The organism is Streptococcus oralis, from assembly GCF_023109155.1.
Lineage (GTDB): Bacteria > Bacillota > Bacilli > Lactobacillales > Streptococcaceae > Streptococcus > Streptococcus oralis_BZ.
Map to the genome: position 1 here is coordinate 113,583 of NZ_JALDUA010000003.1, position 22,994 is coordinate 136,576.

The 22,994-nt window shown below is 40.0% G+C and carries 25 protein-coding genes; all 25 read right to left on the minus strand.

Annotated elements, in window-relative coordinates:
• The coding region (locus tag M1F63_RS06915) for an SIALI-17 repeat-containing surface protein (RefSeq protein ID WP_247941062.1) at positions 1 to 2,400 on the minus strand (2,400 nt) is incomplete at its 3' end.
• A 291-nt stretch (positions 2,401 to 2,691) separates the two neighbouring features.
• The gene (gene ileS, locus M1F63_RS06920; protein WP_247941063.1) at positions 2,692 to 5,484 is read right to left on the minus strand and encodes an isoleucine--tRNA ligase; all 2,793 of its coding nucleotides are present in this window, start codon (positions 5,482 to 5,484) and stop codon (positions 2,692 to 2,694) included.
• A 252-nt stretch (positions 5,485 to 5,736) separates the two neighbouring features.
• Positions 5,737 to 6,531 carry a DivIVA domain-containing protein gene (locus M1F63_RS06925; RefSeq protein ID WP_001123190.1) on the minus strand — a complete coding sequence of 265 codons (795 nt, stop codon included), beginning with the start codon at positions 6,529 to 6,531 and terminating at the stop codon, positions 5,737 to 5,739.
• 16 nt (positions 6,532 to 6,547) lie between these two features.
• On the minus strand, positions 6,548 to 6,802 hold the full coding sequence (locus M1F63_RS06930) for a DivIVA domain-containing protein (RefSeq protein ID WP_247941064.1): 255 nt from the start codon (positions 6,800 to 6,802) through the stop codon (positions 6,548 to 6,550).
• 8 nt (positions 6,803 to 6,810) lie between these two features.
• Positions 6,811 to 7,602: a YlmH family RNA-binding protein gene (locus M1F63_RS06935; protein WP_247941065.1), complete on the minus strand. Its 792-nt coding sequence runs from the start codon at positions 7,600 to 7,602 to the stop codon at positions 6,811 to 6,813.
• Positions 7,599 to 7,859, minus strand: coding sequence for a YggT family protein (locus M1F63_RS06940; protein WP_000576501.1), 261 nt, complete (start codon positions 7,857 to 7,859; stop codon positions 7,599 to 7,601). Before M1F63_RS06940 ends, M1F63_RS06935 begins: the two co-directional genes overlap by 4 nt.
• Entirely contained in the window at positions 7,859 to 8,389 is a 531-nt protein-coding gene (locus M1F63_RS06945) for a cell division protein SepF (RefSeq protein ID WP_000053367.1), read from the minus strand. The genes M1F63_RS06940 and M1F63_RS06945 overlap by 1 nt, the downstream gene beginning before the upstream one ends.
• A 9-nt stretch (positions 8,390 to 8,398) precedes the next feature.
• Positions 8,399 to 9,070, minus strand: a complete 672-nt coding sequence (locus M1F63_RS06950; RefSeq protein ID WP_247941066.1) for a YggS family pyridoxal phosphate-dependent enzyme — start codon at positions 9,068 to 9,070, stop codon at positions 8,399 to 8,401.
• 3 nt (positions 9,071 to 9,073) lie between these two features.
• A complete protein-coding gene (gene ftsZ, locus M1F63_RS06955) occupies positions 9,074 to 10,330 on the minus strand; it encodes a cell division protein FtsZ (RefSeq protein ID WP_000144261.1) in 1,257 nt (418 codons plus the stop codon).
• A gap of 16 nt (positions 10,331 to 10,346) precedes the next feature.
• A complete protein-coding gene (gene ftsA, locus M1F63_RS06960) occupies positions 10,347 to 11,717 on the minus strand; it encodes a cell division protein FtsA (RefSeq protein WP_000196342.1) in 1,371 nt (456 codons plus the stop codon).
• Between the two features lie 236 nt (positions 11,718 to 11,953).
• A complete protein-coding gene (locus tag M1F63_RS06965; protein WP_001055269.1) occupies positions 11,954 to 12,658 on the minus strand; it encodes a YwaF family protein in 705 nt (234 codons plus the stop codon).
• 199 nt (positions 12,659 to 12,857) lie between these two features.
• Positions 12,858 to 13,469 carry an NUDIX hydrolase N-terminal domain-containing protein gene (locus M1F63_RS06970; RefSeq protein WP_247941067.1) on the minus strand — a complete coding sequence of 204 codons (612 nt, stop codon included), beginning with the start codon at positions 13,467 to 13,469 and terminating at the stop codon, positions 12,858 to 12,860.
• Positions 13,456 to 14,829, minus strand: coding sequence for a UDP-N-acetylmuramoyl-tripeptide--D-alanyl-D-alanine ligase (locus tag M1F63_RS06975; protein ID WP_247941068.1), 1,374 nt, complete (start codon positions 14,827 to 14,829; stop codon positions 13,456 to 13,458). The genes M1F63_RS06970 and M1F63_RS06975 overlap by 14 nt, the downstream gene beginning before the upstream one ends.
• Before the next feature lie 83 nt (positions 14,830 to 14,912).
• On the minus strand, positions 14,913 to 15,956 hold the full coding sequence (locus tag M1F63_RS06980) for a D-alanine--D-alanine ligase (RefSeq protein WP_247941069.1): 1,044 nt from the start codon (positions 15,954 to 15,956) through the stop codon (positions 14,913 to 14,915).
• Positions 15,957 to 16,060: 104 nt separating this feature from the next.
• The gene (locus tag M1F63_RS06985; protein ID WP_158084816.1) at positions 16,061 to 16,198 is read right to left on the minus strand and encodes a hypothetical protein; all 138 of its coding nucleotides are present in this window, start codon (positions 16,196 to 16,198) and stop codon (positions 16,061 to 16,063) included.
• A 54-nt stretch (positions 16,199 to 16,252) separates the two neighbouring features.
• Entirely contained in the window at positions 16,253 to 16,885 is a 633-nt protein-coding gene (locus tag M1F63_RS06990) for a hypothetical protein (RefSeq protein WP_180833442.1), read from the minus strand.
• Between the two features lie 371 nt (positions 16,886 to 17,256).
• Positions 17,257 to 17,883 carry a TipC family immunity protein gene (locus M1F63_RS06995; RefSeq protein ID WP_000746265.1) on the minus strand — a complete coding sequence of 209 codons (627 nt, stop codon included), beginning with the start codon at positions 17,881 to 17,883 and terminating at the stop codon, positions 17,257 to 17,259.
• Positions 17,884 to 18,062: 179 nt separating this feature from the next.
• On the minus strand, positions 18,063 to 18,590 hold the full coding sequence (locus M1F63_RS07000; RefSeq protein ID WP_002881041.1) for a hypothetical protein: 528 nt from the start codon (positions 18,588 to 18,590) through the stop codon (positions 18,063 to 18,065).
• A gap of 84 nt (positions 18,591 to 18,674) precedes the next feature.
• Positions 18,675 to 19,208, minus strand: coding sequence for a thiol-disulfide isomerase (locus M1F63_RS07005; protein WP_247941070.1), 534 nt, complete (start codon positions 19,206 to 19,208; stop codon positions 18,675 to 18,677).
• A 51-nt stretch (positions 19,209 to 19,259) separates the two neighbouring features.
• On the minus strand, positions 19,260 to 19,889 hold the full coding sequence (locus M1F63_RS07010; protein ID WP_247941071.1) for a hypothetical protein: 630 nt from the start codon (positions 19,887 to 19,889) through the stop codon (positions 19,260 to 19,262).
• Positions 19,886 to 20,512 carry a hypothetical protein gene (locus M1F63_RS07015; RefSeq protein WP_247941072.1) on the minus strand — a complete coding sequence of 209 codons (627 nt, stop codon included), beginning with the start codon at positions 20,510 to 20,512 and terminating at the stop codon, positions 19,886 to 19,888. The genes M1F63_RS07010 and M1F63_RS07015 overlap by 4 nt, the downstream gene beginning before the upstream one ends.
• Entirely contained in the window at positions 20,509 to 21,117 is a 609-nt protein-coding gene (locus tag M1F63_RS07020; protein WP_049479001.1) for a hypothetical protein, read from the minus strand. The genes M1F63_RS07015 and M1F63_RS07020 overlap by 4 nt, the downstream gene beginning before the upstream one ends.
• The gene (locus M1F63_RS07025) at positions 21,114 to 21,731 is read right to left on the minus strand and encodes a hypothetical protein (RefSeq protein WP_247941073.1); all 618 of its coding nucleotides are present in this window, start codon (positions 21,729 to 21,731) and stop codon (positions 21,114 to 21,116) included. The genes M1F63_RS07020 and M1F63_RS07025 overlap by 4 nt, the downstream gene beginning before the upstream one ends.
• A complete protein-coding gene (locus M1F63_RS07030) occupies positions 21,728 to 22,360 on the minus strand; it encodes a hypothetical protein (RefSeq protein WP_247941074.1) in 633 nt (210 codons plus the stop codon). Before M1F63_RS07030 ends, M1F63_RS07025 begins: the two co-directional genes overlap by 4 nt.
• Positions 22,357 to 22,986, minus strand: a complete 630-nt coding sequence (locus M1F63_RS07035) for a hypothetical protein (RefSeq protein WP_247941075.1) — start codon at positions 22,984 to 22,986, stop codon at positions 22,357 to 22,359. The genes M1F63_RS07030 and M1F63_RS07035 overlap by 4 nt, the downstream gene beginning before the upstream one ends.
• Positions 22,987 to 22,994 lie beyond the last annotated feature (8 nt).

Genomic DNA, 22,994 nt, shown 5'->3' on the forward strand with positions numbered 1-22,994 from the left:
CGGATATTCTGGCAGAATATCTGCTTTTGGCGCTTCATTTGGCACCATAGTTGGCTTAGCCGTACCAACTTTAACAATTTGCGTTACAGGAGCTAGTGTTTCCTCATTGGACAACTCTTGGCGGTCAACCTCTTGACCGTTCGAACTATAGACACGAGTCTTAATCGTACGCTCTCCCTCAACACCTGGTGTTGCGATCTGGCGGGCATCTTGAACCAATTCATCCGTTTCTTCTTCACGAATGGTAAAGTTGATTTTCTCTACCCGAGTTTCATCGGTATAAGTCAACGGGTACTCTGGCAGGGCATCTGCTTTCGGTGGATCGTTCGGTACCATGCTTGGCTTAGCCGTTCCAACTTTAACAATTTGCGTTACAGGAGCTAGAGTTTCCTCATTGGACAACTCTTGGCGGTCAACCTCTTGACCGTTCGAACTATAGACACGAGTCTTAATCGTACGCTCACCTTGGACTCCTGGAGTCGCAATTTGACGAGCATCTCGAACCAATTCATCCGTTTCTTCTTCACGAATTGTGAAGTTAATTCTCTCAACCCGAGTTTCGTCAGTATATGTCAACGGATACTCTGGCAGGGCGTCTGCTTGCGGTGGATCGTTCGGTACCATGCTTGGTTTAGCTGTTCCGACTTTGACAATTTGCGTTACTGGAGCCAAGGTTTCTTCATTCGAAAGTTCTTGGCGGTCGACAACTTGACCATTGGAACTGTAAACACGAGTCTTGATGGTCCGCTCACCTTGGACTCCTGGAGTTGTGATTTGACGACTTCCTTCTGGAATCTCATCTGTATATTGCTCGTCAATAGAAAAATCAATCTTTTCTATTCTAACCTCATCATTTGTAGTCAATTCCAACTCAGAATTCTCATGAATAGGAGCTGTATCAGGATTTGTCCCATATTCTGTCAGTTCTGGAATCTCTTGAACTGGAGCTGTATCAGAACTGGTGCCATACTCTGCCAATTCTGGAACTTCGTGAACTGGGGCTGTTTCTGGAGTTGTGCCATATTCCGTCAATTCTGGAATCTCTTGAACTGGGGCTGTCTCAGAATTTGTGCCATATTCTGTCAATTCTGGAACTTCGTGAACTGGAGATGTTTCAGGACTTGTGCCATATTCTGTCAGTTCTGGAGTCTCACGAACCGGAGACGTCTCAGGACTAGTTCCGTACTCTGCTAATTCTGGAACTTCGTGAACTGGAGATGTCTCGGGACTGGTTCCGTATTCTGTCAATTCTGGAACTTCGTGAATTGGAGAGGTTTCAGGACTTGTGCCATATTCTGCCAATTCTGGAACTTCATGAACTGGAGTTTCTTTTGGTATCGAGTTAGTTGGAGCTGTTCCAACTAAAATAATTTCAGAAACAGGTTCAAGCGTCACTTGATCAGAAATCATTTCGCTTTTTACGATTTCTTGATTCTCATGATAATGACGAGTCACCACTGTACGTTGACCTCGAACACCTGATTGTATAACTTTTGATTGCCCTTGAGCCAATTCATCGGTATATTGGTATTTTGTCTGATAAGGAAGTTCTTGAACCGACTCCTGCTCGCTAATTTTTAGTTCTGGCAAGTCATAAACGGGGCTTAGAAGAGCAGACTCTCTCTCCTTGGCAGCTATAGCTTCTCTTTCTTCCTCAGTTAAAGCATCCCCCTTATCCGAAACAATCTCTTTTGTATTCGGATTTGTTTCACTCGGTTTAAGTTCACTTCCCTTCTCTTTCTCCAAGTCCAGTGTCGGATTTTCCTTCTGAGCAGAATGAGCTAAATGACTATCATTTTGTTCTTCATTCTTTAAGTAACCGATATAGTCGTAACCATCAATTTTCAATGGCGCTGGCAGTGCATCTCCAAGACCCAAGTTAAGACTTTGATTATATGCAGCGAGTTCGATATTCGTCACTGCTAAGACTGTTGGAGATAGCAGTATGGATCCCATTCCAGTTACCAACAAGATCGAAGATAAATACCTCTTCCCATTTCTGCCTCTAACAACTACAAGCACTAGTAATGCAAGACCCATCGCTGTAAAAGTTGATTCCCAAAGACCGGAGTGACCTGTCTTAGGTAATACTCCAGATGTATCCCCTTGAGTAGTCGGACGATAAACTAAGTAATAGGTCTCTGAAGCATCCTCAACATACTTTGGAATCTCCCTTATCAAGGCACTCTTCTCTGTCTCCGTCAATTCAGACTCCACTACGTAGTGGTATTTGACCTGAGCAGACTGCTGACTTTGAATTTCTGCTGCTTTCACAGAAGTCAAGTCCCCAGTTATTTGCCCACTCAAAAAGAAGCTTCCAATAGTCGCCGAAACCAGCCCAACGGACAACTTCCGGAAAGAAAAGCGCTGTCGTTTTTCTCCATAAAACTGATGTTTCATTCTCAAAATTTCCTCTTCAATATATTATTCAATCCTTTCTATTCTACCTGATTTCACTTGATTATTCAAATTATTTGTCGCGATTTTTAGAAGCAACACATGCTTTTGAAAAGTACCAAAACACGACTCCTCTTTTAAAAAATCCCAGAAAATCAACTTAAAACTTTTCCTACAAATGTTAGATTTCCCTCCTTTGTCCTAAACTTTTTCCAGCAAAAAAGAGAGAAATGACTTTCTCTCTTTTACCTTTCCTCTCATCTTAAACTATGAGAAGACATATTTCTAATCTGATTATTTCGCTTCAAATCCTTCTGCAACTGCATCTGCAAAGTTTTCTTCTACGATGCTTGCACAGTGATCACAGATGACTGCATGGTAGCTGCGTTCTGCTGTTGTTGGGTCGATACGACGGCAACGGTCACAAACTTCACCTGCAGCGCGTTCAACTGTAAAGGCAACATCCTCAAAGCTAACTGCGCCTTCTGGAGCTGTACCTTCAGCGATGGTCAATTCTGACACGATCAAAAGTTGAGCTACATTGCTATCCACTGCTCCAAGAAGAGTTTTCACCACTTCATTTGGATAAACTGTCAAGTGGGCTTCGAGTGATTTACCGATTACTTTTGCATTACGCGCTTCTTCCAAGGCTTTTTGAGCTTGTCCACGGAAATCCATGAAGGCTGACCATGTATCCAAGATTTCTTCTTGGTTGGCAAAAGTTTGAGCTTCTGGTAATTCAGACAATTGAACGAAGTCTTCAGCTTCAAACTCAAGATATGACCAGATTTCCTCTGCTGTGTGCGGAAGGATTGGTGTCAAGAGTTTGGTGATTTTCACAAGAATGTCATAGAACACAGTCTGCATTTGACGGCGTTCGAGTGATTTGGCACCTTCGATGTAAACAACGTCTTTAGCGAAGTCAAGGTAGAAGGCTGACAAATCAACGTTGATGAAGTTCACCAAGGCCTTGTAGATTGTCAAGAATTCAAAGTTAGCATAAGCATCACGAATCGTTTTCACAAGCTGGTTAAAGCGGATGGTCATGTACTTGTCAACAGAACGAAGCTCATCGTAAGCTACTGCGTCTTGAGCTGGGTTAAAGTCAGATGTGTTGGCAATCAAGAAACGAAGAGTGTTACGGATCTTACGGTAAGTTTCAGAGACTTGGCTCAAGATATCCATAGAGATACGCACGTCATTGCTTGAGTCCACACTTGTTACCCAGAGACGCAAGATTTCCGCACCAAATTGTTTTTCAACATCACTTGGAGCAATGGTATTTCCAAGAGATTTAGACATCTTCTCACCTTTACCATCAAGGGCAAAACCTTGTGACAAGATTTGTTTGTAAGGAGCAACGCCATGGTTAGCAACAGATGTGATAAGTGATGAGTTGAACCAACCACGGTACTGGTCAGAACCTTCAAGGTATAGATCTGCTGGATATTTGAGTTCTGGACGGTTGACCACTACTCCATTCCATGATGAACCTGAGTCAAACCATACGTCCATGATATCTGTTTCTTTCTTGAACTCGCCATTTGGTGAACCTGGATGAGTAAATCCTTCTGGCAAGAGGTCCTTAGCATCACGTTCCCACCAGATGATAGAACCGTGTTCCTCAAAGAGTTGAGCTACATGTTCAATAGTCTCAGCAGTCATGATTGGCGTTCCGTCTTCAGCATAGAAGATAGGAAGGGGAACTCCCCAAGCACGTTGACGAGAGATAACCCAGTCGCCACGGTCACGAATCATATTGTAAAGACGAACTTTACCCCATTCTGAGTGGAACTTCACTTTTTCAATTTCATCCAAGATTTCTTGGCGGAATTTAGATACAGAGGCAAACCACTGTGGAACAGCACGCCAGATGATTGGTTTCTTGGTACGCCAGTCAAATGGGTATGAGTGAGAAATTTCTTCTTGAGCAAGGAGCAAATCACCCAGTTTTTCGATAACAGTTGGTACAACTTTGTCATAGAATTGACCTTCAAAGTCAGAGCCAGCATTTTCCATCATAATACCGCGTTCGTTAACTGTTACAGCAACTTCAAGGCCGTTGGCAACACCAACATTGTAGTCGTCCTCACCAAAACCAGGGGCTGTATGGACAATACCAGTACCAGAGTCAGTCGTAACGTGGTCACCAAGGATTACCAACTCATCTACAGCCGTATCCCATGGGTGGACTGTTACGATGTGATTCAATTCTTGACCACGGTAGGTTGCCAAAACTTGAACATCAGACCAACCAAATTTCTCAGACAAACTGTTCAACAATTCTGAAGCAACCACAAACTTACGAGTTTCACCAGCTGGTTGTACGACTACGTAATCAATATCCGCTCCAACTGTCAATCCACGAGAAGCCGTAATGGTAAATGGAGTTGTTGTCCAGACAACGATATAGGTATCCGTATCTAGCACACCTTTTCCGTCTTTAACTGGATTAGCATAGTAAAGGGAAGTTGAAAGCAAGTCATGGTATTCAATTTCTGCTTCTGCAAGGGCTGATTCAGAAGACCATGACCAGTAGACAGGCTTGGCACCACGGTAGATATAGCCTTTTTTAGCCATTTCACCAAAGACACGGATCTGAGCCGCTTCATAGTCCGGAGTCAAGGTCACATAAGGATTTTCCCAGTCACCAGAAACACCCAAACGTTTAAAGTCTTCACGTTGTTTATCTACTTGAGAAAGAGCATACTCGCGGCAAAGTTTCAAGTACTCAACCAAGTCCATTTCTTTACGTTTCACGCCCTGTTTTGCCAAGACTTGCTCGATTGGCAATCCATGTGTATCCCAACCTGGAATATAAGGGGCGTAAAATCCAGACATAGATTTCGAACGAACAATAATATCTTTAGAAATCTTGTTCATGGCATGTCCAACGTGGATATTTCCGTTTGCATACGGAGGTCCATCATGCAAGGTGAAATGTGGTTTTCCTTGGTTCAATTCTTGACGACGTTGGTAAAGTTTTGCTTCTTCCCATTCTTTTTGCCAAACTGGTTCTTTGGTTGGAAGACCAGCACGCATTGGAAAGTCTGTTTTCCCTAGATTGAGGGTTTCTTTAAGTTTCATTGTTACTCCTTTAATTTAAACTGACAAAATAAAAACCACGATTCGCAAAAAGGACGAAAATCGTGGTACCACCTTTGTTCGAAAAAAGACAGGGTCTCTTTTCCTCTTTTCCCGTAACGTGGGGGACGTCTAGTCTTACTGTTTTCGGACTGGATTGCTTGAGAGGATAATCTAACCACTAGGGATTGCAGGACTCTCACCATCTCCCGCTCGCTGAAAATATAGTTGGTTGGATCTTGTTCTCACATTTTTTTATAGGATAAGAACAGATTCTTTGTTTGCATCGTCCTCAGTTGTTGCAGTAGCTTCTACTTCAACTGACTCTTCATGCTGGTCACTTTCTTCTGTCTGTTGATTTTGTTGAGCTTCAAACTCAGCTAATTCTTTGTTGCCAGCCTCGATACGAGCTTGCAATTCAGCAACCTCTTCTGGTGTGAATTGACGAGTCATATCAATAGGTTCTTCCTCTGGTTGTAAAGATACAGTTTCACCAAGAACTTCACCCACCACTTCTTTAAAGGCTTCATCACTTGTCTGAAGGTAAGTAGCTGTTGGGCGAAGAATATCTTCCCAATCAGATGACTCAACAATTGCTAACTGACTTTCAATCGTAGACTTGAGGCGTTGATGGAATACACGGCTCTTGTTCTTCAACTCTTCTGTCTCAACAGCCACTCTCTTCGCATTATCTGTAGCCTGACGGAGAATTTCATTTGCCTTGTATTTCGCTTCTTCAAGCAAACGCTGAGCATCTTGTTCAGCTTGTTGAATAATATTGTTTGAACGTTCTTGAGCAGCTTGTTTAACACGCTCTGCAGTATCTTGAGCAATCAAAACTGACTGACTCAAGGAATCCTTCATCTCATCAAAGTAAGACAAACGTTCTTCCAAACTCTTGATGTGTGTCTCTTTATCGTGATTGCTACGAACCAAGTCTTCGTAGTCACGAACAACGATATCCAGAAATTCATCTACTTCTTCTGGGTCAAAACCTCTAAATCTTGTACCAAAGGTTTTATCTTTAATTTCTAACGATGTAATTGGCATACTTTTCCTCACTTACTTAATAAAAAATAGAATCATTAATTGCTTCTGGTTCTTGCTCGCTTGTTACTGTTCTCTTAGGAATATCATTCGTATAATAGGAAAGACGTTCTTCTAGTTTTTTGATATAGAGTTCAGTTTCATCTTTGTATCGAATCATATCCTCTAATTCAAAGTAAATCTTATCTAGAAAGAGGTCAACTTCTTCCTGATTGTAGCCTCTGAATGTTCTTGAGAAAGCTTTATCACTTATTTCTTGTGGTGTAATCGACATATTTTTTCTCACTTGCTTAAAAGTAGCCGGACTGTTAGTTTTTTCTTATCCTTTTTGGTCTGACCATTGTCTTTGACAATTTTTAGACGACCAAACTTTCTCACACTGATCAAATCCCCAATTGCAACCTGATAATCACTTTTTTCAACCACATGATAGTTTACCTGGACAGATTTTTTCTCTATCAGTTGACTAGCTTGGTTTCTAGATAATTTCAAGGCACTTGATAAGAGGGCATCCAATCGAAAACTCGAAACTAAAATTTCTCGTTCTCTATAATCAATTTTAGACAAAATCCTATCGGTAAAAGGACGTTCCTCCAGCGATACAGGAAGTCTGCCAATCTTTCTTATTCCATCCTGAAAAAGAGGAATGAAATCACGATTGACAAAAATCTGTGCTCTCTTTTCATCTACCAAGATATCACCAAATAATTTCCGGTCAATCCCTAGTTGGTTGATGATTGTTCCCAATATTTTTCCATGACTCAGTTGCTCAAACTTACTCGGATAGCAAATTTCCAACAAGGCCATTTCAAAGTCTGATATCTCCGGTTCAAAGTAATCTGGATAGAGAAGAACTCGAACCGACTCTGTCGGAAGAAAATCACCACTACTTTGGCAACCCAGTCCATATGTCCCAGCTAGTACCCTCAAAATCTGTTCCTGATGGGGATTGATAAAAGGAGTAAGTACCGGCGCATAGGTATCTTCTACCCGCTTGATCCACTCTAAACCCTTATCAATAAAGGGAATATCATCTTGGCAAAAATGCTGATAAATGGCTCGATTTACTGTCATAGTAATAGGACTAGTCGTGTTAAGAGATTTCCAACAAACTGAATCAGAATCAGCGCTGCCCAAACCGTAAAATCAAGACCAGCAAATTGTAGATTGAGCTTACGAAGTGGCTCAATAACTGGGCGAGCAAGTCTGATGACTAAGCGACCTAGCTGGCTTTCATAGGCATTTGGAAACCATGAAAGAAGAGCAAATGCAACGAGAATGATGGAATAAATGCTAACCGCATTTTGGATTAAACGGATTAAGAAAATCATTATCTTGCTCTATTTCGTTTAATATCAAAACCAAACTCAGCACTCTGTGATTCGTCTGGAAGTTTGATATCTTCAATATTCACGACAACGTTGACAGGAGTCAATAGATACATCGTACTCGCAACTTTTTTCATATTTCCAGCCAAGACATGACGGGCCCCATCCAAGTAATCAAGGCAACGACGGGCTTGTACTTCTGTCATGTATTGGAAATCAATCAAAATACTTTCATTTCCAGCCAACAAATCTACAATTTCCGTTGCATCTTCATATTTTCTTGGATAGCGAACGTCAATTGTCACTTTCTCATCTGAACGATGGCTTTGCATTGCCAATTCTTGCTGACGCGCATGAAGACGAGTAATATTTGCATCTTTTGCTGATCCTGACTGAGCAGGTGCTGGTAATTCTTTAGAAGATGAGATGGCTGGGCTAACTGTTTCCTCTTGTTGAGTCTGGTAGTTCGTCGTTTCTTCTCCGTCTTCTGTAAAATAATCTATAAATTTATCGAATCTATCTTTTAAAGACATAGCTCTCTCCTATTTAAAAAATGCTGTACCGATTCGAACAAAGGTTGAGCCGAACTGAATCGCTTCTTTAAAATCACGACTCATTCCCATGCTTAGCTCCGTCATCGGCATATTAGGGATTTGTTTTTCTCTAATTTCTGCTTGCAGAGCCTGCGTATCCTTGAAAATTTCTTTCAATTCATCACTGTCTGCCTCAAAAGGAGCCATGGTCATTAAACCAACATACTCAATCTGATCTAACTTAGCCAATTCTGGCAAAAGTTCTAGCAATTCTACTTTTGAAAACCCATGCTTGCTTTCTTCCCCAGAAATATTGACCTGCAAGAAACACTTGATAACATGATCTGTTCTCTTTTGAATTTCCTGGGCTAACTTTAGGGAGTCTAAAGCATGAAAGTAATCCACAAATGGGATTACTTCTTTCACTTTCCGTCTCTGTAGTGTTCCTATTAAATGCCAAGTAACTGGGTAATCTTTCAAGGCCTGATATTTTTCTAAAAATTTATCAACTCGATTTTCACCTATATGACGGACACCAAGCGGAAGCAAGGCTTCCGCTGTTTGTACATCTACATACTTTGTCACTGCGATTACTGAAACAGCATCTAGAGCACGGTTGGCTTCTTGACTAGCCTCAGCTATTTGCTGAAAAACTAATTCAGTATTTTTTTTCAAATTCATTGATTAACGATTTTTGAAGAATGGAGGTGTATCCAATTCATCTTCATCTTGTGAAACTGGTGTTTCGAAGCGTTCTACTGGTGAAACAACTGGATCTGTTTGGCGAACAATAGACTCACGACGCAAATCCCAGTCTCCAAAAGCAGACGCTTGGTTTGTTTCAAAGCGACGTGGGCTTGATTTAGGCAATTCTGCTGTCTCTTCCAAGTCGAATTGACGGTCAAATGTGTGTGCTTGAGGAGCTTTAGTTGATGGACGTCCAACTGGTTGGTTGTTACGAGCTCCAACTACTTTTTCCACGCGCTCTTGACGAACACCTGTCGCTACAACTGTAACACGGATTTCATCCTTCATGCTTTCGTCAATTGATGTTCCAAGCCAGATGTTTACACCTTGGCCAGCTGCTTGGTTGACGATTTCTGAAGCTTCTTCTGCTTCAATCAAAGTCAAGTCAAGACCACCAGTAACGTTTACGATAACATCCTCTGCACCATCGATAGTTGTTTCAAGAAGTGGAGAGTAAATTGCTTTACGAGCCGCTTCAACAACGCGCTCTTCACCACTACCGATACCGATACCCATAAGGGCATTCCCTTTGTTTGCCATTACAGTTTTAACGTCAGCAAAGTCAAGGTTAATCAATCCTGGGTTCGTGATCAAGTCAGTAATCCCTTGAACACCTTGGCGAAGGACATTATCTGCTTCGCTAAGAGCTTCAAGAAGTGGCGTTTTCTTATCAACGATTTCAAGCAAGTTGTTATTAGAGATAATCAACAAAGTATCAACATGCTCGCGAAGTTCGTTGATTCCTTCTACAGCGTACTGGCCACGTTTGCTTCCTTCAAATCCGAAAGGACGTGTCACAACACCAACTGTAAGAGCACCAAGATCTTTAGCGATACGTGCAATAACAGGGGCTGCACCTGTACCAGATCCACCACCCATACCTGCAGTGATAAAGACCATGTCCGCTCCAGTGATAGCTTCCGTCAAAGCTTCTTCACTTTCTTCTGCAGCTTTACGTCCAACTTCTGGACGTCCTCCAGCACCCAAACCACGAGTCAATTTTGGACCAAGTTGGATAACTGTTTCTGCTTTCGTACTGCTAAGGGCTTGTACATCAGTGTTGGCTGCGATAAATTCTACACCAGCAACACCCTCGTCAACCATGCGGTTGATGGCGTTACCACCACCACCACCGACACCAATTACCTTAATAACTGCGCCTTGAGCTGCTGCTGTATCAAATGAAAATGTCATAATTTCTTATCCTCTTTTATTCATCAAACATGCTTCCGATCAAACCACGGAAACGTTCTGTTAGCTTCGGTTTACTTTGAGAACTTGCTTGGAATTCTTCCTTAGGAGCAACTGGAGCATCCGTCACAGTTTCAGCTGGAGCTGCTTGTGCTGGACTTGGTTGCGCTACTGGATTCAAACGTTGATTTGGAATGCCAAAGTTGATTGGTTTTTGACGAAGGAACTCATCTCCTTTAACTGCTTTTTGAGCAAGAAGATTGACTTCAGTCAATTTACCAGCAAACTCAGACAAGCTAATCACGTGAGCAAATGCAGGGTTGCGAATTCCAACTTGATTTGGTACATGGAGTTTTACGCGAACACCAAATACTTCTTGGGCTAATTCAACAATTCCTGGCAAAATTGCATTTCCACCGATAAGGACGATACCTCCTGGCAAATCCAACAAGTGTCTTCTTTCCAACTCTTGTTTGATTTGGTCAAAGATATGTTTGATGCGTGCTGAGATAATTTCTGCCAAGTAGCTTTCTGTTACTTCAACAGGTTCTACTTCACCAATTACTTCAACTTGGAAAGTTTCGTTACTTGCTAGTGGAACGTAAGCTTCACCATAGTTCAGTTTCAAACTTTCTGCAATTTTTTGAGATGTTTTCAAGACTTTAGAAATGTCTTTAGTAACGTAATCTCCACCTTCTTGGTAGATGTTAGTGAACTGCAATTCTTGGTTGCGGATAGTCGCTACAGTAGTCTGACCTCCACCCATGTCAATGACAGTCGCACCAAATTCGCGTTCGCCTTCGTTAAGAACGGAGTTGACAATTGCCAAAGGTGAAATAATCACATTATCAACATGAATACCTACACGCTCAACCGTCTTGCGAAGATTGTGTAGAATCGTACGAGGACCTGTGTAAAGCAGGCCACGCATTTCCAAGCGAACACCCATCATACCACGAGGGTCACGGATACCTTGGAAACCATCCACGATGAATTCTTCTGGAATAAAGGTAATCACTTCACGATCAGGAGTCATGCTCTTAGTCAAAGCTGATTTGACAACATTTTCAACATCTTGATCCGTGATTTCTTTGGTATCTGAAGTTACAGGAATCATTCCTTGTGTTGGTTCAACTTGCAAGAGGTTTGCTGGAAGGCCAACGTTAACAGACTTAATAGAAATACCAGCTTTCTCTTCTGCCTGTGTGATTGCGGATTTGATTGCTGAAGCAGCTGCTTCAATATCAACAATAATTCCGTCTTTGACACCTTTACTTTTGGCATTACTAACACCAATTACATTTACTTCGCCATCTCTATGCTCAGCTACTAGCACTTTAATCGAGCTAGTTCCGATATCTAAGCCTGTAAAAAAACCATCTCTAGTCATTACATCGCATCCTCTCTGTCTTCCAAGTTTCTCACTTCTATTTAATAACTATGTTTGGGCATAGCTATTCAAAGAATATTATAACACAAAAAATCCAATCGTGCTTAGTTTTTGATAAAATTCCTGCATGTTTTTTGAGAAAATTCTAGAAAAATTCTTCTTCTAAGAGATTATTTGAAGTTAACGTTCACAATTTCCTTTTTGTTTCTTAAAAATCCAAAAAAGAGAAGATCATTTTAGATCTTCTCTTGAATAAATTCTTCCGATTTTTGTTGTAAAAAATTTTCTACTAATTTCCCTGTTAAGCGAATTGCTATCACTATAACAGTCGAAACAATGAGATAATTTAAGGGCTGGCCGAAACTTCCAACAAGTGGTGGTTTGTTTAAAAAGCCATAATCCCCACCTACAACTAAGTTGACAACCCATATCAAGCCATTTAAGGCAAAGGTAATCACCACCACATTCTTCAAATCGAGAAGGGAAGGTTGATAGTTTCTAAACAAGTATAGGAGCGCATTTCCTAAAAGGGCAACATGTCCGATAATGAAGGACAAAATGGTCACGTGTGGAAATGGGTAGGGATCAAAGAGTGGGTAAGCCAGTGCTGCTGTTGCTCCAAAAGTTCCTAAAAGGGCAAAGTACTGTTTGTACTTGGATGTCCCTGGAATTAAGAGCATCACAAACATGGCGATACGGCAATGATAGAAGGGCAAACTTTCTGACAGAGGCATGAGATTCCCCCAATACCAGCTATACAGAACAATCAGTTGAACAGACTGAAGAATCTGAATAAAACGCTGGTAAGCAACTTTGTCGCGAAAACGATAAGAAGCATAAAAAGTAAGAGCCAATAAACATAACAAACCAATGTACCAGTGAAGTTCAAACTGGGGCGGTTCTGATATCTGTGTGGTAAATAATTTATCCCACAAATTCATATTCTATTCCTCGTTCATCTAGCTAGAGGCAGTAAAAAAAAATTCACTCCCCCCAGCTTTTAAATTTTTTGAAAAAACTTGATTCTATGCCATGCATAGAATACTTGAGTCTTAAATTCGCAACCTATTATATCATTTGTATTGCAGAAATGCACCTTGTAGATACCCTTTTTTGATTTGTCGACTTCTCTAGCATAAACTAATCGATATATTGGTCTCTTTGTCCTTTATAAACTTGCCAAATAATCTCCATTTGCTCCTTGGTGATGCGTTTTTCAGATAAGACTGGCAATTGGTCAATGGCAAAAAATTGAAGCTCAGCAATTTCTTGATTCTCTTGAAATTGCCCATCAAGAAGCTTACATTCAAAGACAAACTTTGCATATTGTTTGCTCTGTAGTTGGAAACGATTGGTATCAAAAACTGCAAGTAACCTTTCAGCTTTTGCTGTAAAACCGGTTTCTTCTTCAATTTCTTTAAGAATATTTTCGGTTGGAGAATAGCCGACTTCACCAAAACCACCTGGCAAAGCCCAACTATCCTCCCCTTTTCCTCTAACTAAACAGATTTTTTCATCCTCAACAATCCAAGCACGGACGTCCATCAGAGGAGTTGCATAAGCGGACGTTGGTTTCAAGACTTCTGCCACTTCTTCTGCATCGAGGTCTGATACCTGATTCAACATTTCAGATAACAGGCTTCGCAAGTCCTCGTAGCGCTCACGGTCGAAAGGATCTTTTGTAAAGGTTAATCCAGTATCCGTAATGGCTAGCATTCTTTGCAGATACTTGGCAAAATCACTTGCATTCATTTTCTAAACTTTCTACCAGCTTGGCTAGATTCATGGAGTTCGATCCTTTGAGCAAAATTTGGTCATTGGCACCGAGTCTTTCCTTAACCTGCTTGACTAAGTCTTCAAATTGGTCCTCGTCAGCTGTTTTCTTGAAGTAGTAAACGTGACCGATTGGGAACATTTGACTGGCAAGTTGAGCCAATTCTGCAATATCTTCTCCATAGAAAATCACGGTATCCAGCACATCTGGTGAGAGGCTCAAAATCATCTGGTTATGGAGCTGAACAGACTGGCTACCTAATTCCTTCATATCCGCCAAAACTGCTATTTTCTTGCCTCCTTCGTTGGCTGGGATGGCAGAGAATGTCTCCAAAATCAACTTCATAGCAGTTGGATTGGCATTGTATACGTCAGACAGAATATCTGCTCCATTGGCTGCTTTCTTCCACTCAGTACGGTTACGCGTCAATTCTAGGTTCTGGAAGGCCTGATGAATTTGCTCCTCTGAAACTCCTTCTTGTAGAGCCACATAAGCAGCAATCATAGCATTGGTGGCATTGTACTTACCTGTCACTGGCAAATCGAGGGCTTGTCCCAAGAAATTCGCCTTAAAGGTCAGACTATCCTTGCGCTCAACCAAGTCTGTAATTTCAAGCTCTGCTCCTTGCCCAAAACGGACCACCTTTTTATCAGTTGGCAAGTAGTCCTCTACAATCGGGTCAGCTGGTGCCAAAAGCAAAGAATCCGGAGCCATACCATCAGCAATTTGCAATTTTCCTTTAGCAATCTCTGAACGGTCTTTGAAAAAGGCCAAATGAGCCTCTCCAACCAAGGTCACGATGGCTGTTTTTGGATGAGCCAATTCAGACAAGAGATGAATATCTCCCAAGTGATCCTGCCCCATCTCCAAGACCAACTTTTCTGTTCCTTCAGGCATGTGGAGAACTGTGTAAGGAAGGCCAATCTCGTTATTGTAATTGCCTTGAGTTTTGTAGGTTTTGTAGGTTGTTGACAGTAAATGCGCCAACATATCCTTGGTCGTCGTTTTTCCATTTGAACCCGTAACGGCAAAGACATCAACAGCCGTTTTCTCAAGATAGTAGGCGGCTAGTTGTTGAAAGGCAATCAAAACGTCGTCTACTAGAATGTAGGGATGATTTGCAACCTCTTTCTCAGACAAGGTTACTGCGGCACCATTTTCAAAAGCTGTTTCGATAAAGTCATGACCATCACGCGCACCTTTGAGGGGCACAAACAAATCTCCTGTCCCAATCAAACGACTGTCAAACTCAGCTTTTTCTAACTGAACGTCCGCAAAAAGACTAACATCATTTTTAGCTCCAACAGCTTGGGCAACTTCATGGATTGTTAATTTCATTTCTACTCCTTTAAAAAGGGGTGAAGTCCACGAACTCGACTCACCTAACAGTGATGGTTCTAACTCCTACCCTCTCTTTCATTTTATAGCAAATGCGCTTCGCGCTTGTCAAAACTTTGCTTAGCAAGGTCAACCAAACGCTCGATTAGTTCTGGGTAGCTGATTCCCATATTGTCCCAAAGTAGTGGATACATAGACCACTGGGTAAAACCTGGCATGGTATTGAGCTCGTTTAGGAAAATCTCACCCTTATCTGTATAGAAGAAATCACAACGAGACAGACCGAGGCCACCAATCGCACGGAAGGCTGTTTCTGCATTATGACGCATGACAGCTACTACATCATCACTAATCTTGGCTGGGATGTCCATGGTAATCTTGTTATCGATATATTTGGCATCATAGTCATAAAAGGCAACATCCTTGACCACTTCACCTGGCAAAGTGCTCTTCACATCGTAGTTGCCCAAAAGACCAACCTCGATTTCACGCGCATTTACCCCTTGCTCTACCAAGACACGGCTGTCATATTGGAAGGCGAGTTCCAAAGCTTGGCGGAGTTCTTCTTGATTTTCAGACTTAGAAATACCGACACTTGAACCCATGTTTGACGGCTTCGTGAAGACTGGATAAGTCAGTTTTTCTTCAACTTCAGCGATTTTAGCAGTCACATCGTCCCCTTCGACGATAGCCACATAAGGTACTTGGGCAATCCCGACAGATTCTAAGACACGCTTGGTCGTAATTTTATCCATGGCAAGGCTGGATGACAAGATATTACAACCAACATAAGGCATTTTCAAAACTTCTAAGAATCCTTGAACTGAACCATCTTCTCCCATCGGACCATGAAGAACTGGAAAGACCACTGCACCTTCTTCATAGATGGCACTTGGCGCTATTTTCTTGTCCCAGTCAATAGTCGCATTGGTCATGAGACGATCCTCTTGACCTGGGGTCTGGCTAAATTCCTGTGTTTTGATAAAGTCACCTGACTGGCTGATGAAGAAAGTCTTGACTGTGAAACAGTCGTAGTTGACCGCACGCATCACACTTTCAGCTGAAAGGACAGAGACTTCACGCTCTGCACTACGCCCACCGTATAAAAGAATAATCGTTTGTTTCATATTGCTTGTCCTAATTCTAATAGAATACTCGTTCTTTAGTATATCATATTTGCTTCTTTTTTGAAACTTGTATCTAAAAAAGCCCTCATTTGAGAGCTGAAATGTTACCGATCCACCACTTGAGCTTCAAAGTAAGCTGGTTTGTCGTCTACATTGGTGATGGTGATCGTGTAGGACTTGTTATTGGTTACATAAAAAACTTTCTCCCCTTGGTAGCTGACAACAATTCCATTCTTTACCAAATGAATACTTTTTTATTGTTTGGAAGCTCTTTATCATCATACCTTTTTGGAGCTCTATCTATTCTGCAAAATTTCGTTCTCTTTCCTTTTTCTACGCTGACCCGACCACTTGATAAACTGCAACAATACTATCATACGAAGAATCAAATAGACCAAACGAAGGATTTTCATCTTTCCAAGAGCTGATAAGAAGTTTTTCCTTGCATTCCCCACTTCTTGAACTAACTGTTCAACCGTCTTACCTGTTTCCTCTTCAATAGCAACTGCATTCTTTGAAATCAAATAATATTTTTGTTCTAATCTGCTGATATAGGCTTTGGAAATTGGCTTGTCTAAGAAAAAATATACTCTATCAGCATATTCATCCTGAGACAGCGTATAGTAAACTTCAGCTTCACTCTCCCATTTTTTAGGAAAACTAGTTATTCTAATATTTCCATAGTCTAAATGCATCATTCCATCTAAAACGTCATTAGTCCATTCTTCCGCATAGTGGTATAATTTCACTTTCTTATCTACTATTGGCCAAACCATAACATACCGACTATGCATGAATTCCTTAGTTAATGCAGAGTTACTTGCCAAACTGGTCGCACCAATCTCATATACTGACCAAATAAGTACTAAGAGCATTAAGACAGCTTGAGTTGGTTTGTTTTTATAATAGTTTTTCATTTTATTTAACATTTTACTCTCCAACTGCGAGATTAGGTTTATCTAAATCTTTTTTGAAATTTTGACTAGTATTCACCACTAGAGCCTCTCTTGCATATTCGAAAGAAACAAGCTGATTGTGACTTTCAAAGCAAATAAGTCTTCTTTACCAAACAATTACAACAACTGAGGCCTAGTTTATGGTTCCTAAATCTACCGATCCACCACTTGAGCTTCAAAGTGTGCTGGCTTGTCGTCTACATTGGTGATGGTTATTGTGTAGGGAGTTTCTTCCGTCACCCCAAAAGAAAGCAGACCAAAGCTATCGAATAAAATAAAATGTTCTTAAGAACTCTGTCATAGTAACCTGCCTTTATAAAACTATTACCTCGTCGTTCCGTTTGTTATTCTGTTCTCCATATATCCTTAACTGTCACTTCTCCCCAATTATCTGGGCTAAAACGACTAGCATATATGGAAGTCCAGTCTGCCAAGACTTTGTGACGAAGTATTTCATCTGCTTCCTTGCGAATCTCATCAACAGTCTTTCCATGCTCCGCTAGAAAGTCCTCTACTTGAGACTGCTGAAAATATCCTGTACTCTCATCATCATAGTACCACATAAACCGTTCTAATTGCTGATTGTTTACATCGTACAGGTAATCTACATTTATGGTTGTATCTGTATCTGGCAGTATCAAACGCATCTCCAGGTTAACTTCTGTCATACCCTGAAAATTAAAATAAAAATTATAACCTAGAGAATGAATAGTATTTGGTAAGTCTACACTTTTATAATTAATAGCATATCTATACAACTCATCAGAGCCATTGTCCACAATTTTTAAACTTTTTAACTTATAAAAAGCTCGACCTTTCCATAGAAACGTATAATTGTGATAATCACTTTCTTCGTAGTATATTTCATCAAAAATATTGTGAACTCTCTGATATTTATAGTACTGAAAACCAGAGAAAGATAATAATAGAACTATTAGCAACGAAAAAATTGCAAATTTCCTCTTCTTCATCTAATCACCTCATCTCTGTCAACTCTTGATTACCTGTTTCAATATTTCGAATGAAATTATCAATACTTGGGTAATTTTTTTGTAGCTTATCTACGGTATCTTTTTCTAGTAAAATCCCTCAACACACCCCGTTGTTCATACGACATTGTGTTAAGAAAGAAGTTACTTTCTCTGGTAAACTATCCATACAAAGTCTGATACATCTTTTTCATGAAGCCATCAATCTCGCTTTGAACAATCTTTAATAGGCGCTCTTCTTCAGCTTTGGGGATAGTCACACTCTCTTTTATATTTTTTTCATTTATTTGAAAATAGGCGCTAGAAACTAAATCAAAGTTCTTATCCAATTCATAGAGTACACTAGTTATTTTACCATCTATCTCTATTCTAAAATAAGCAGTAACCCCATTCCGTCCCGGATTTGAGATATCCAAATCAATGTCTCCTTTTATCTCTATGGAGTCAATTCCTCCATCCAAACGAATAGCTCCATCAGGAGGAACGACATAACCCGCTTTACGGATATCAGACGCATATTTTTCTGACGCCATTAAACGTTGTAAGACGGCTATATTGTCCCTCTCTTCAAAGGAGGTTTTTAATTGCATATGTTCTTGGTGGTTTTGATACTGAAAATAAAGATTCAAGCCAGTAGCTAAGACAATTACAGAACCAATCACGATCAGTATTTTTTTAAGTCCTGACATTTTTTCACCCCCTCTGTCTAAGTTATCATAGAAGTGTTGTTCATACAGCATTGCGTTGAGCAAGAAGCTTCTTTCTCTGGTAAACTATCCATACAAGGTTTGATACATCTTTTTCATGAAGTCATCAATCTCGCTTTGAACACTTCTCAACAAGTAATCTTCTTCGGCTTGTGAGATAGAAACAATCTCTCTTTTCCCGTTACCATTTTGCTGAGAATAGCTGGAATCAATTAAATTCAGATTTTTATCTAAAATAAAAGTTATATGTGTTTGTTTTTCATTAACCTGTGTGATGAAAAATAACTGAAAATCCTTAGCATCCTTTTTGGGAGGGCTAATTTTCAAATGTAACTCTCCTTCTATTTCTAATGGATAAATAACTCCATCCAATCGAATAGCTCCGTCAGAAGGAATAGTATATCCTGCCTTGCGGATGTCAGACGCATATTTTTCTGATGACGTCAAACGATGAAGAACTTCAATTCTTTCATTTTTCTCAAAGGATTCTTTTAAAGCACTAGATTGTTGGAAATGATTGTAAGTAAAATATAAAGGAATCGCTAATAGGAACAAGGACAATACAATCAACCACTTAAACTGTTTTACTTTATCTAACATTCGCCTTTCCTCTATCAACACTCTCTTTCAAATAGGTGGGATTATAAATTCTCACTCACCTTCCTCATCATCATAAACTGGCTCGCCATGGATTTTGATGTATTCTTCATTTCTACGGTCATCTTCTTCCCAAACTGGGTCTCTCACATCATCAATAAATGAAATTTCTTCCAAACTCAGCTCATTAGCTTCTTCATAACTCATCGAAAGGATATCCTCATGCCGGTTTTTAAATTCCTCCACACTTAACCAGCTCTCTTTATCATCTTCGCTAATCTGACCATCAATAGCAGTCGCAATTTCAATGGCCATAATATACATAGCTCGTTTATCAACAGTGAGAAGGTCAAAGTGGGTAGAAGCGATTCTTAAACATTCGCCTTTCTCACGAAAGTCCGACATGATAGCATCTTCGTAATCTAGCTGTATATATTCACATTTATGGGATAAAAAATCATATTTTATCCCTTCCTTTATTTGGACACTCCTCCATCTAACACCATGAGTTTCCTTGTCTAATTCTAAGTGAATAGAAAGTTTATCGATTGGTAAACCTAGATACCCAGCATACGATAAATCTGGCTCTATTCCATCTTTTTTCTCAAACCACATCCTTTTCGCTAGTTCCATGTAATCAAATGGAATTTCTTTGGTGTAATCGCCTTTGATGTATAGTCTCACTCGTCTTCCTCGTCGTCATACACACGTTCACCATGGATTTTGATGTATTCTTCACGAAGACGCTCTTCTTCATCCCACAAAGGTTCCTCTACAGGTTTCAAACTTTTCAGTTCCTCCACGCTGATATCGGTTGCTTTATCGTAACTTAGTGATAAGACATCCTTGTGCAACTCCTTAAAAGTCTCTACATCCATCCAGGTCTCCTTGTCATCCTCGCTAATCTGACCATCAATTGCAGAAGCTACCTCGACTGCCATGATATACATAGCTCGTTTATCAACCGTTAAAATATCCGTATGTGTCGTAGCAATCCTAAGGTTTTCTCCACGTTCTCTCCCATCAGTAATAAAATCATTTTCAAATTCCAATTGAATGTTTTCATCAGAAAACGAAGTCCAAGGATTGCTCTTATCGTATGGTATATGATTCCATCGTTTATCATTAAATCGCCATTTATCAAATTGAACTCCAAAAAAGAAATCATCCTGTAACATAGCATCATCACCAACATTGGAGAAACTTATTTTCTTGCCATTCCGTTCCTTAAACCACATCTTCCAAACAAGCTCTCTAGTTGTGAAGTCTATTTTTTTCGTAAAATCACTTTTGATATATAGTCTCATAAATCTGAGATATCGCCTCCATGTGCTAGTATATATTCTTTTCGACGATTGGCTTCTTCCTCCCAAAGAGGGTCGTCTACCACATCCATCGTTTGAATTTCAGTCAAACTTAGTTCATTTGCTTCTTCAAAAGTTAGAGATAGAATAGCCTCGTGCTTTTTCCTAAACTCCTCGACTGTTAGCCATGTCTTCTTATTATCCTCGCTAATTTGCCCATCAATCACCTTTGCAATCTCAAGCGCCATAATGTACATAGCTCGTTTATCAACTGTCAAAACTTCTAGATGGGTGGTTAAAATACGGAGATAGTCTCCCTTTTCATTATAATCCGTAGCAAATGCATCTTCAAAATTAATTTCAATACTTTCCTTAATATGTGAAAAGAGTCTTCGTACCCCTTCCTTTAGGGGGACACTAGACCATCTCTTATCGGCAGTGCCTTTCCTCAAGGATAAATTTGAGAAAAAATCTTCTTGTAATGCATCATTGTTCCCAGCATTTGAGTAAGAAATTTGCTCATCTTCTGGAAACCACATTTTACCAGCTAGTTCTAAATAACCATAAGGTACTCTTTTTGTATAATCACCTTTTAAATATAGTCTCACTCGTCTTCCTCGTCGTCATAAACACGTTCGCCGTGGATTTTAATGTATTCTTCCCATCCTCTGTGTAATTCATCCCAAAGTGGTTCATCAACCGCCTCCATAACCTCCAGTTCCTCCAAACTAATATTGACCGCTTCATCGTAGGTCAAGTTCAGCAAGTCTGCATGTTTCGTTTTGAATTCTTCAATATTCAGCCATGTTTCTTTGTCGTCTTCGCTGATTTGGCCGTCAATGGCAGTCGCAATTTCAATGGCCATAATATACATAGCACGCTTATCAACTGTTAAAATATCTAGATGAGTGGAAATAATTCGCAAATAATCACCTTTCTCACGCCCATCGCTTTCATAAGAATTTTCTAGTTCCAATGTCAAGTTTTCATATTCAAATGTCTTCCAAGGGTTTATATTTGTATTAAAATTTGCTCTCTCCCAACGTTCGTCATTATATTTAAATTTATCCAACCGTAAATTCAAATGTAAATCTTCATCCCAAGCATAGGAAAAATCGAGTAGAATTCCTTTTCGCTCTTTGAACCACATCTTTTGAGCTATTTCTTTAAATTCTTCATAAAAATCAGTCTTGGTGTAATCACCTTTAAGATATAGTCTCACTCATCTTCCTCATCATCATAAACACGTTCGCCGTGGATTTTGATGTATTCCTCGCGTTTCCTATCCAATTCTTCCCAGATGGGATCGTCAATAGCGTCAATCGTCTGAATTTCTTCCAAACTTATCTCATTTGCTTCATCAAAAGTTAGAGATAAGATATCTTGGTGCTTTTCCTTGAATTCCTCGACTGTTAACCATTTTTTCTTATCATCTTCGCTAATTTGTCCATTAAAGATTGTGGCAATCTCAATGGCCATGATATAGAATGCTCTTTTATCAAGAGTGAGTAGTTCAAGATGGGTAGAAGCGAGACGTAGACAGTCTCCATTTTCTCGAAAATCTGTTACATAAGCATCTTCATAATCTAAATTCAAATATTCATCAATTTGTGAATAAAAGCGGTATTTTATCCCTTCTTGAATAGGTACTTCAGACCAGCGCTCATCACATTCTTGCTTATTTAGTTTGAGATGAATGGCCAAATCATCATCTTCCACTATTTCAGAATATCCAGAATAGGAAAGAGAGAGAGCTTTGTCTCTATAAGATTCAAACCACATCCTTTTCGCTAGTTCTAAGTAATTAAACGGAATTTCTTTAGTATAATCGCCTTTGATATATAGTCTCACTCGTCTTCCTCTTCGTCTAACTCCACTTCTCCATGGATTTGGATATATTCCTCATTTCTGCGGTCGTCTTCTTCCCAAACTGGATCTCGAACATCATCCATAAACGGAATTTCTTCAAGGCTCATCTCATTAGCCTGTTCATAACTCATCGAAAGGATATCTTCATGCCGACTTTTAAATTCCTCCACACTTAACCAACTCTCTTTATCATCTTCGCTAATCTGACCGTCAATGGCAGTCGCAATTTCAATAGCCATAACATAGAAAGCACGTTTATCAACAGTGAGAAGATCAAGGTGGGTAGAAGCTAAACGTAGACAGTCTCCTTTTTCTCGATAGTCTGTTGCTGGATTATCTTCAAAATCTAATTCAAGGTTTTCATATATATGACTTCCAAATTCGTTGGTAATCCCTTCTTTCAACCGAACATTATTCCATCTATTATCATGCATCCACTTATTCAATTTCAAGTGAATAGTTGGGTCTGTTTTAAATGGGCGAGTATTTCCAAAATAAGAAAAATCTACTCGCTTACCATCTTTAGTATCAAACCACATTCTCTTCGCTAGTTCTAAGTAATCAAACGGAATTTCTTTGGTGTAATCACCTTTAATATATAATCTCATATTTTACT

What these genes read in the sequence shown, in the direction of transcription:
- M1F63_RS07005 (WP_247941070.1), bottom strand. Translation starts at nt 19,208, where the DNA reads ATGTTAGATAAAGTAAAACAGTTTAAGTGGTTGATTGTATTGTCCTTG.
- M1F63_RS06980 (WP_247941069.1), bottom strand. Translation starts at nt 15,956, where the DNA reads ATGAAACAAACGATTATTCTTTTATACGGTGGGCGTAGTGCAGAGCGT.
- M1F63_RS06945 (WP_000053367.1), bottom strand. Translation starts at nt 8,389, where the DNA reads ATGTCTTTAAAAGATAGATTCGATAAATTTATAGATTATTTTACAGAA.
- ftsZ (WP_000144261.1), bottom strand. Translation starts at nt 10,330, where the DNA reads ATGACATTTTCATTTGATACAGCAGCAGCTCAAGGCGCAGTTATTAAG.
- M1F63_RS06965 (WP_001055269.1), bottom strand. Translation starts at nt 12,658, where the DNA reads ATGAATTTGTGGGATAAATTATTTACCACACAGATATCAGAACCGCCC.
- M1F63_RS06935 (WP_247941065.1), bottom strand. Translation starts at nt 7,602, where the DNA reads ATGACAGTAAATCGAGCCATTTATCAGCATTTTTGCCAAGATGATATT.
- M1F63_RS06950 (WP_247941066.1), bottom strand. Translation starts at nt 9,070, where the DNA reads ATGAATTTGAAAAAAAATACTGAATTAGTTTTTCAGCAAATAGCTGAG.
- M1F63_RS07035 (WP_247941075.1), bottom strand. Translation starts at nt 22,986, where the DNA reads ATGAGATTATATATTAAAGGTGATTACACCAAAGAAATTCCGTTTGAT.
- M1F63_RS06975 (WP_247941068.1), bottom strand. Translation starts at nt 14,829, where the DNA reads ATGAAATTAACAATCCATGAAGTTGCCCAAGCTGTTGGAGCTAAAAAT.
- M1F63_RS06930 (WP_247941064.1), bottom strand. Translation starts at nt 6,802, where the DNA reads ATGTCGATTACACCACAAGAAATAAGTGATAAAGCTTTCTCAAGAACA.
- M1F63_RS06925 (WP_001123190.1), bottom strand. Translation starts at nt 6,531, where the DNA reads ATGCCAATTACATCGTTAGAAATTAAAGATAAAACCTTTGGTACAAGA.
- M1F63_RS07000 (WP_002881041.1), bottom strand. Translation starts at nt 18,590, where the DNA reads ATGTCAGGACTTAAAAAAATACTGATCGTGATTGGTTCTGTAATTGTC.
- M1F63_RS06940 (WP_000576501.1), bottom strand. Translation starts at nt 7,859, where the DNA reads ATGATTTTCTTAATCCGTTTAATCCAAAATGCGGTTAGCATTTATTCC.
- ileS (WP_247941063.1), bottom strand. Translation starts at nt 5,484, where the DNA reads ATGAAACTTAAAGAAACCCTCAATCTAGGGAAAACAGACTTTCCAATG.
- ftsA (WP_000196342.1), bottom strand. Translation starts at nt 11,717, where the DNA reads ATGACTAGAGATGGTTTTTTTACAGGCTTAGATATCGGAACTAGCTCG.
- M1F63_RS07015 (WP_247941072.1), bottom strand. Translation starts at nt 20,512, where the DNA reads ATGAGACTATATATCAAAAGTGATTTTACGAAAAAAATAGACTTCACA.
- M1F63_RS06970 (WP_247941067.1), bottom strand. Translation starts at nt 13,469, where the DNA reads ATGAATGCAAGTGATTTTGCCAAGTATCTGCAAAGAATGCTAGCCATT.
- M1F63_RS06995 (WP_000746265.1), bottom strand. Translation starts at nt 17,883, where the DNA reads ATGAAGAAGAGGAAATTTGCAATTTTTTCGTTGCTAATAGTTCTATTA.
- M1F63_RS06990 (WP_180833442.1), bottom strand. Translation starts at nt 16,885, where the DNA reads ATGTTAAATAAAATGAAAAACTATTATAAAAACAAACCAACTCAAGCT.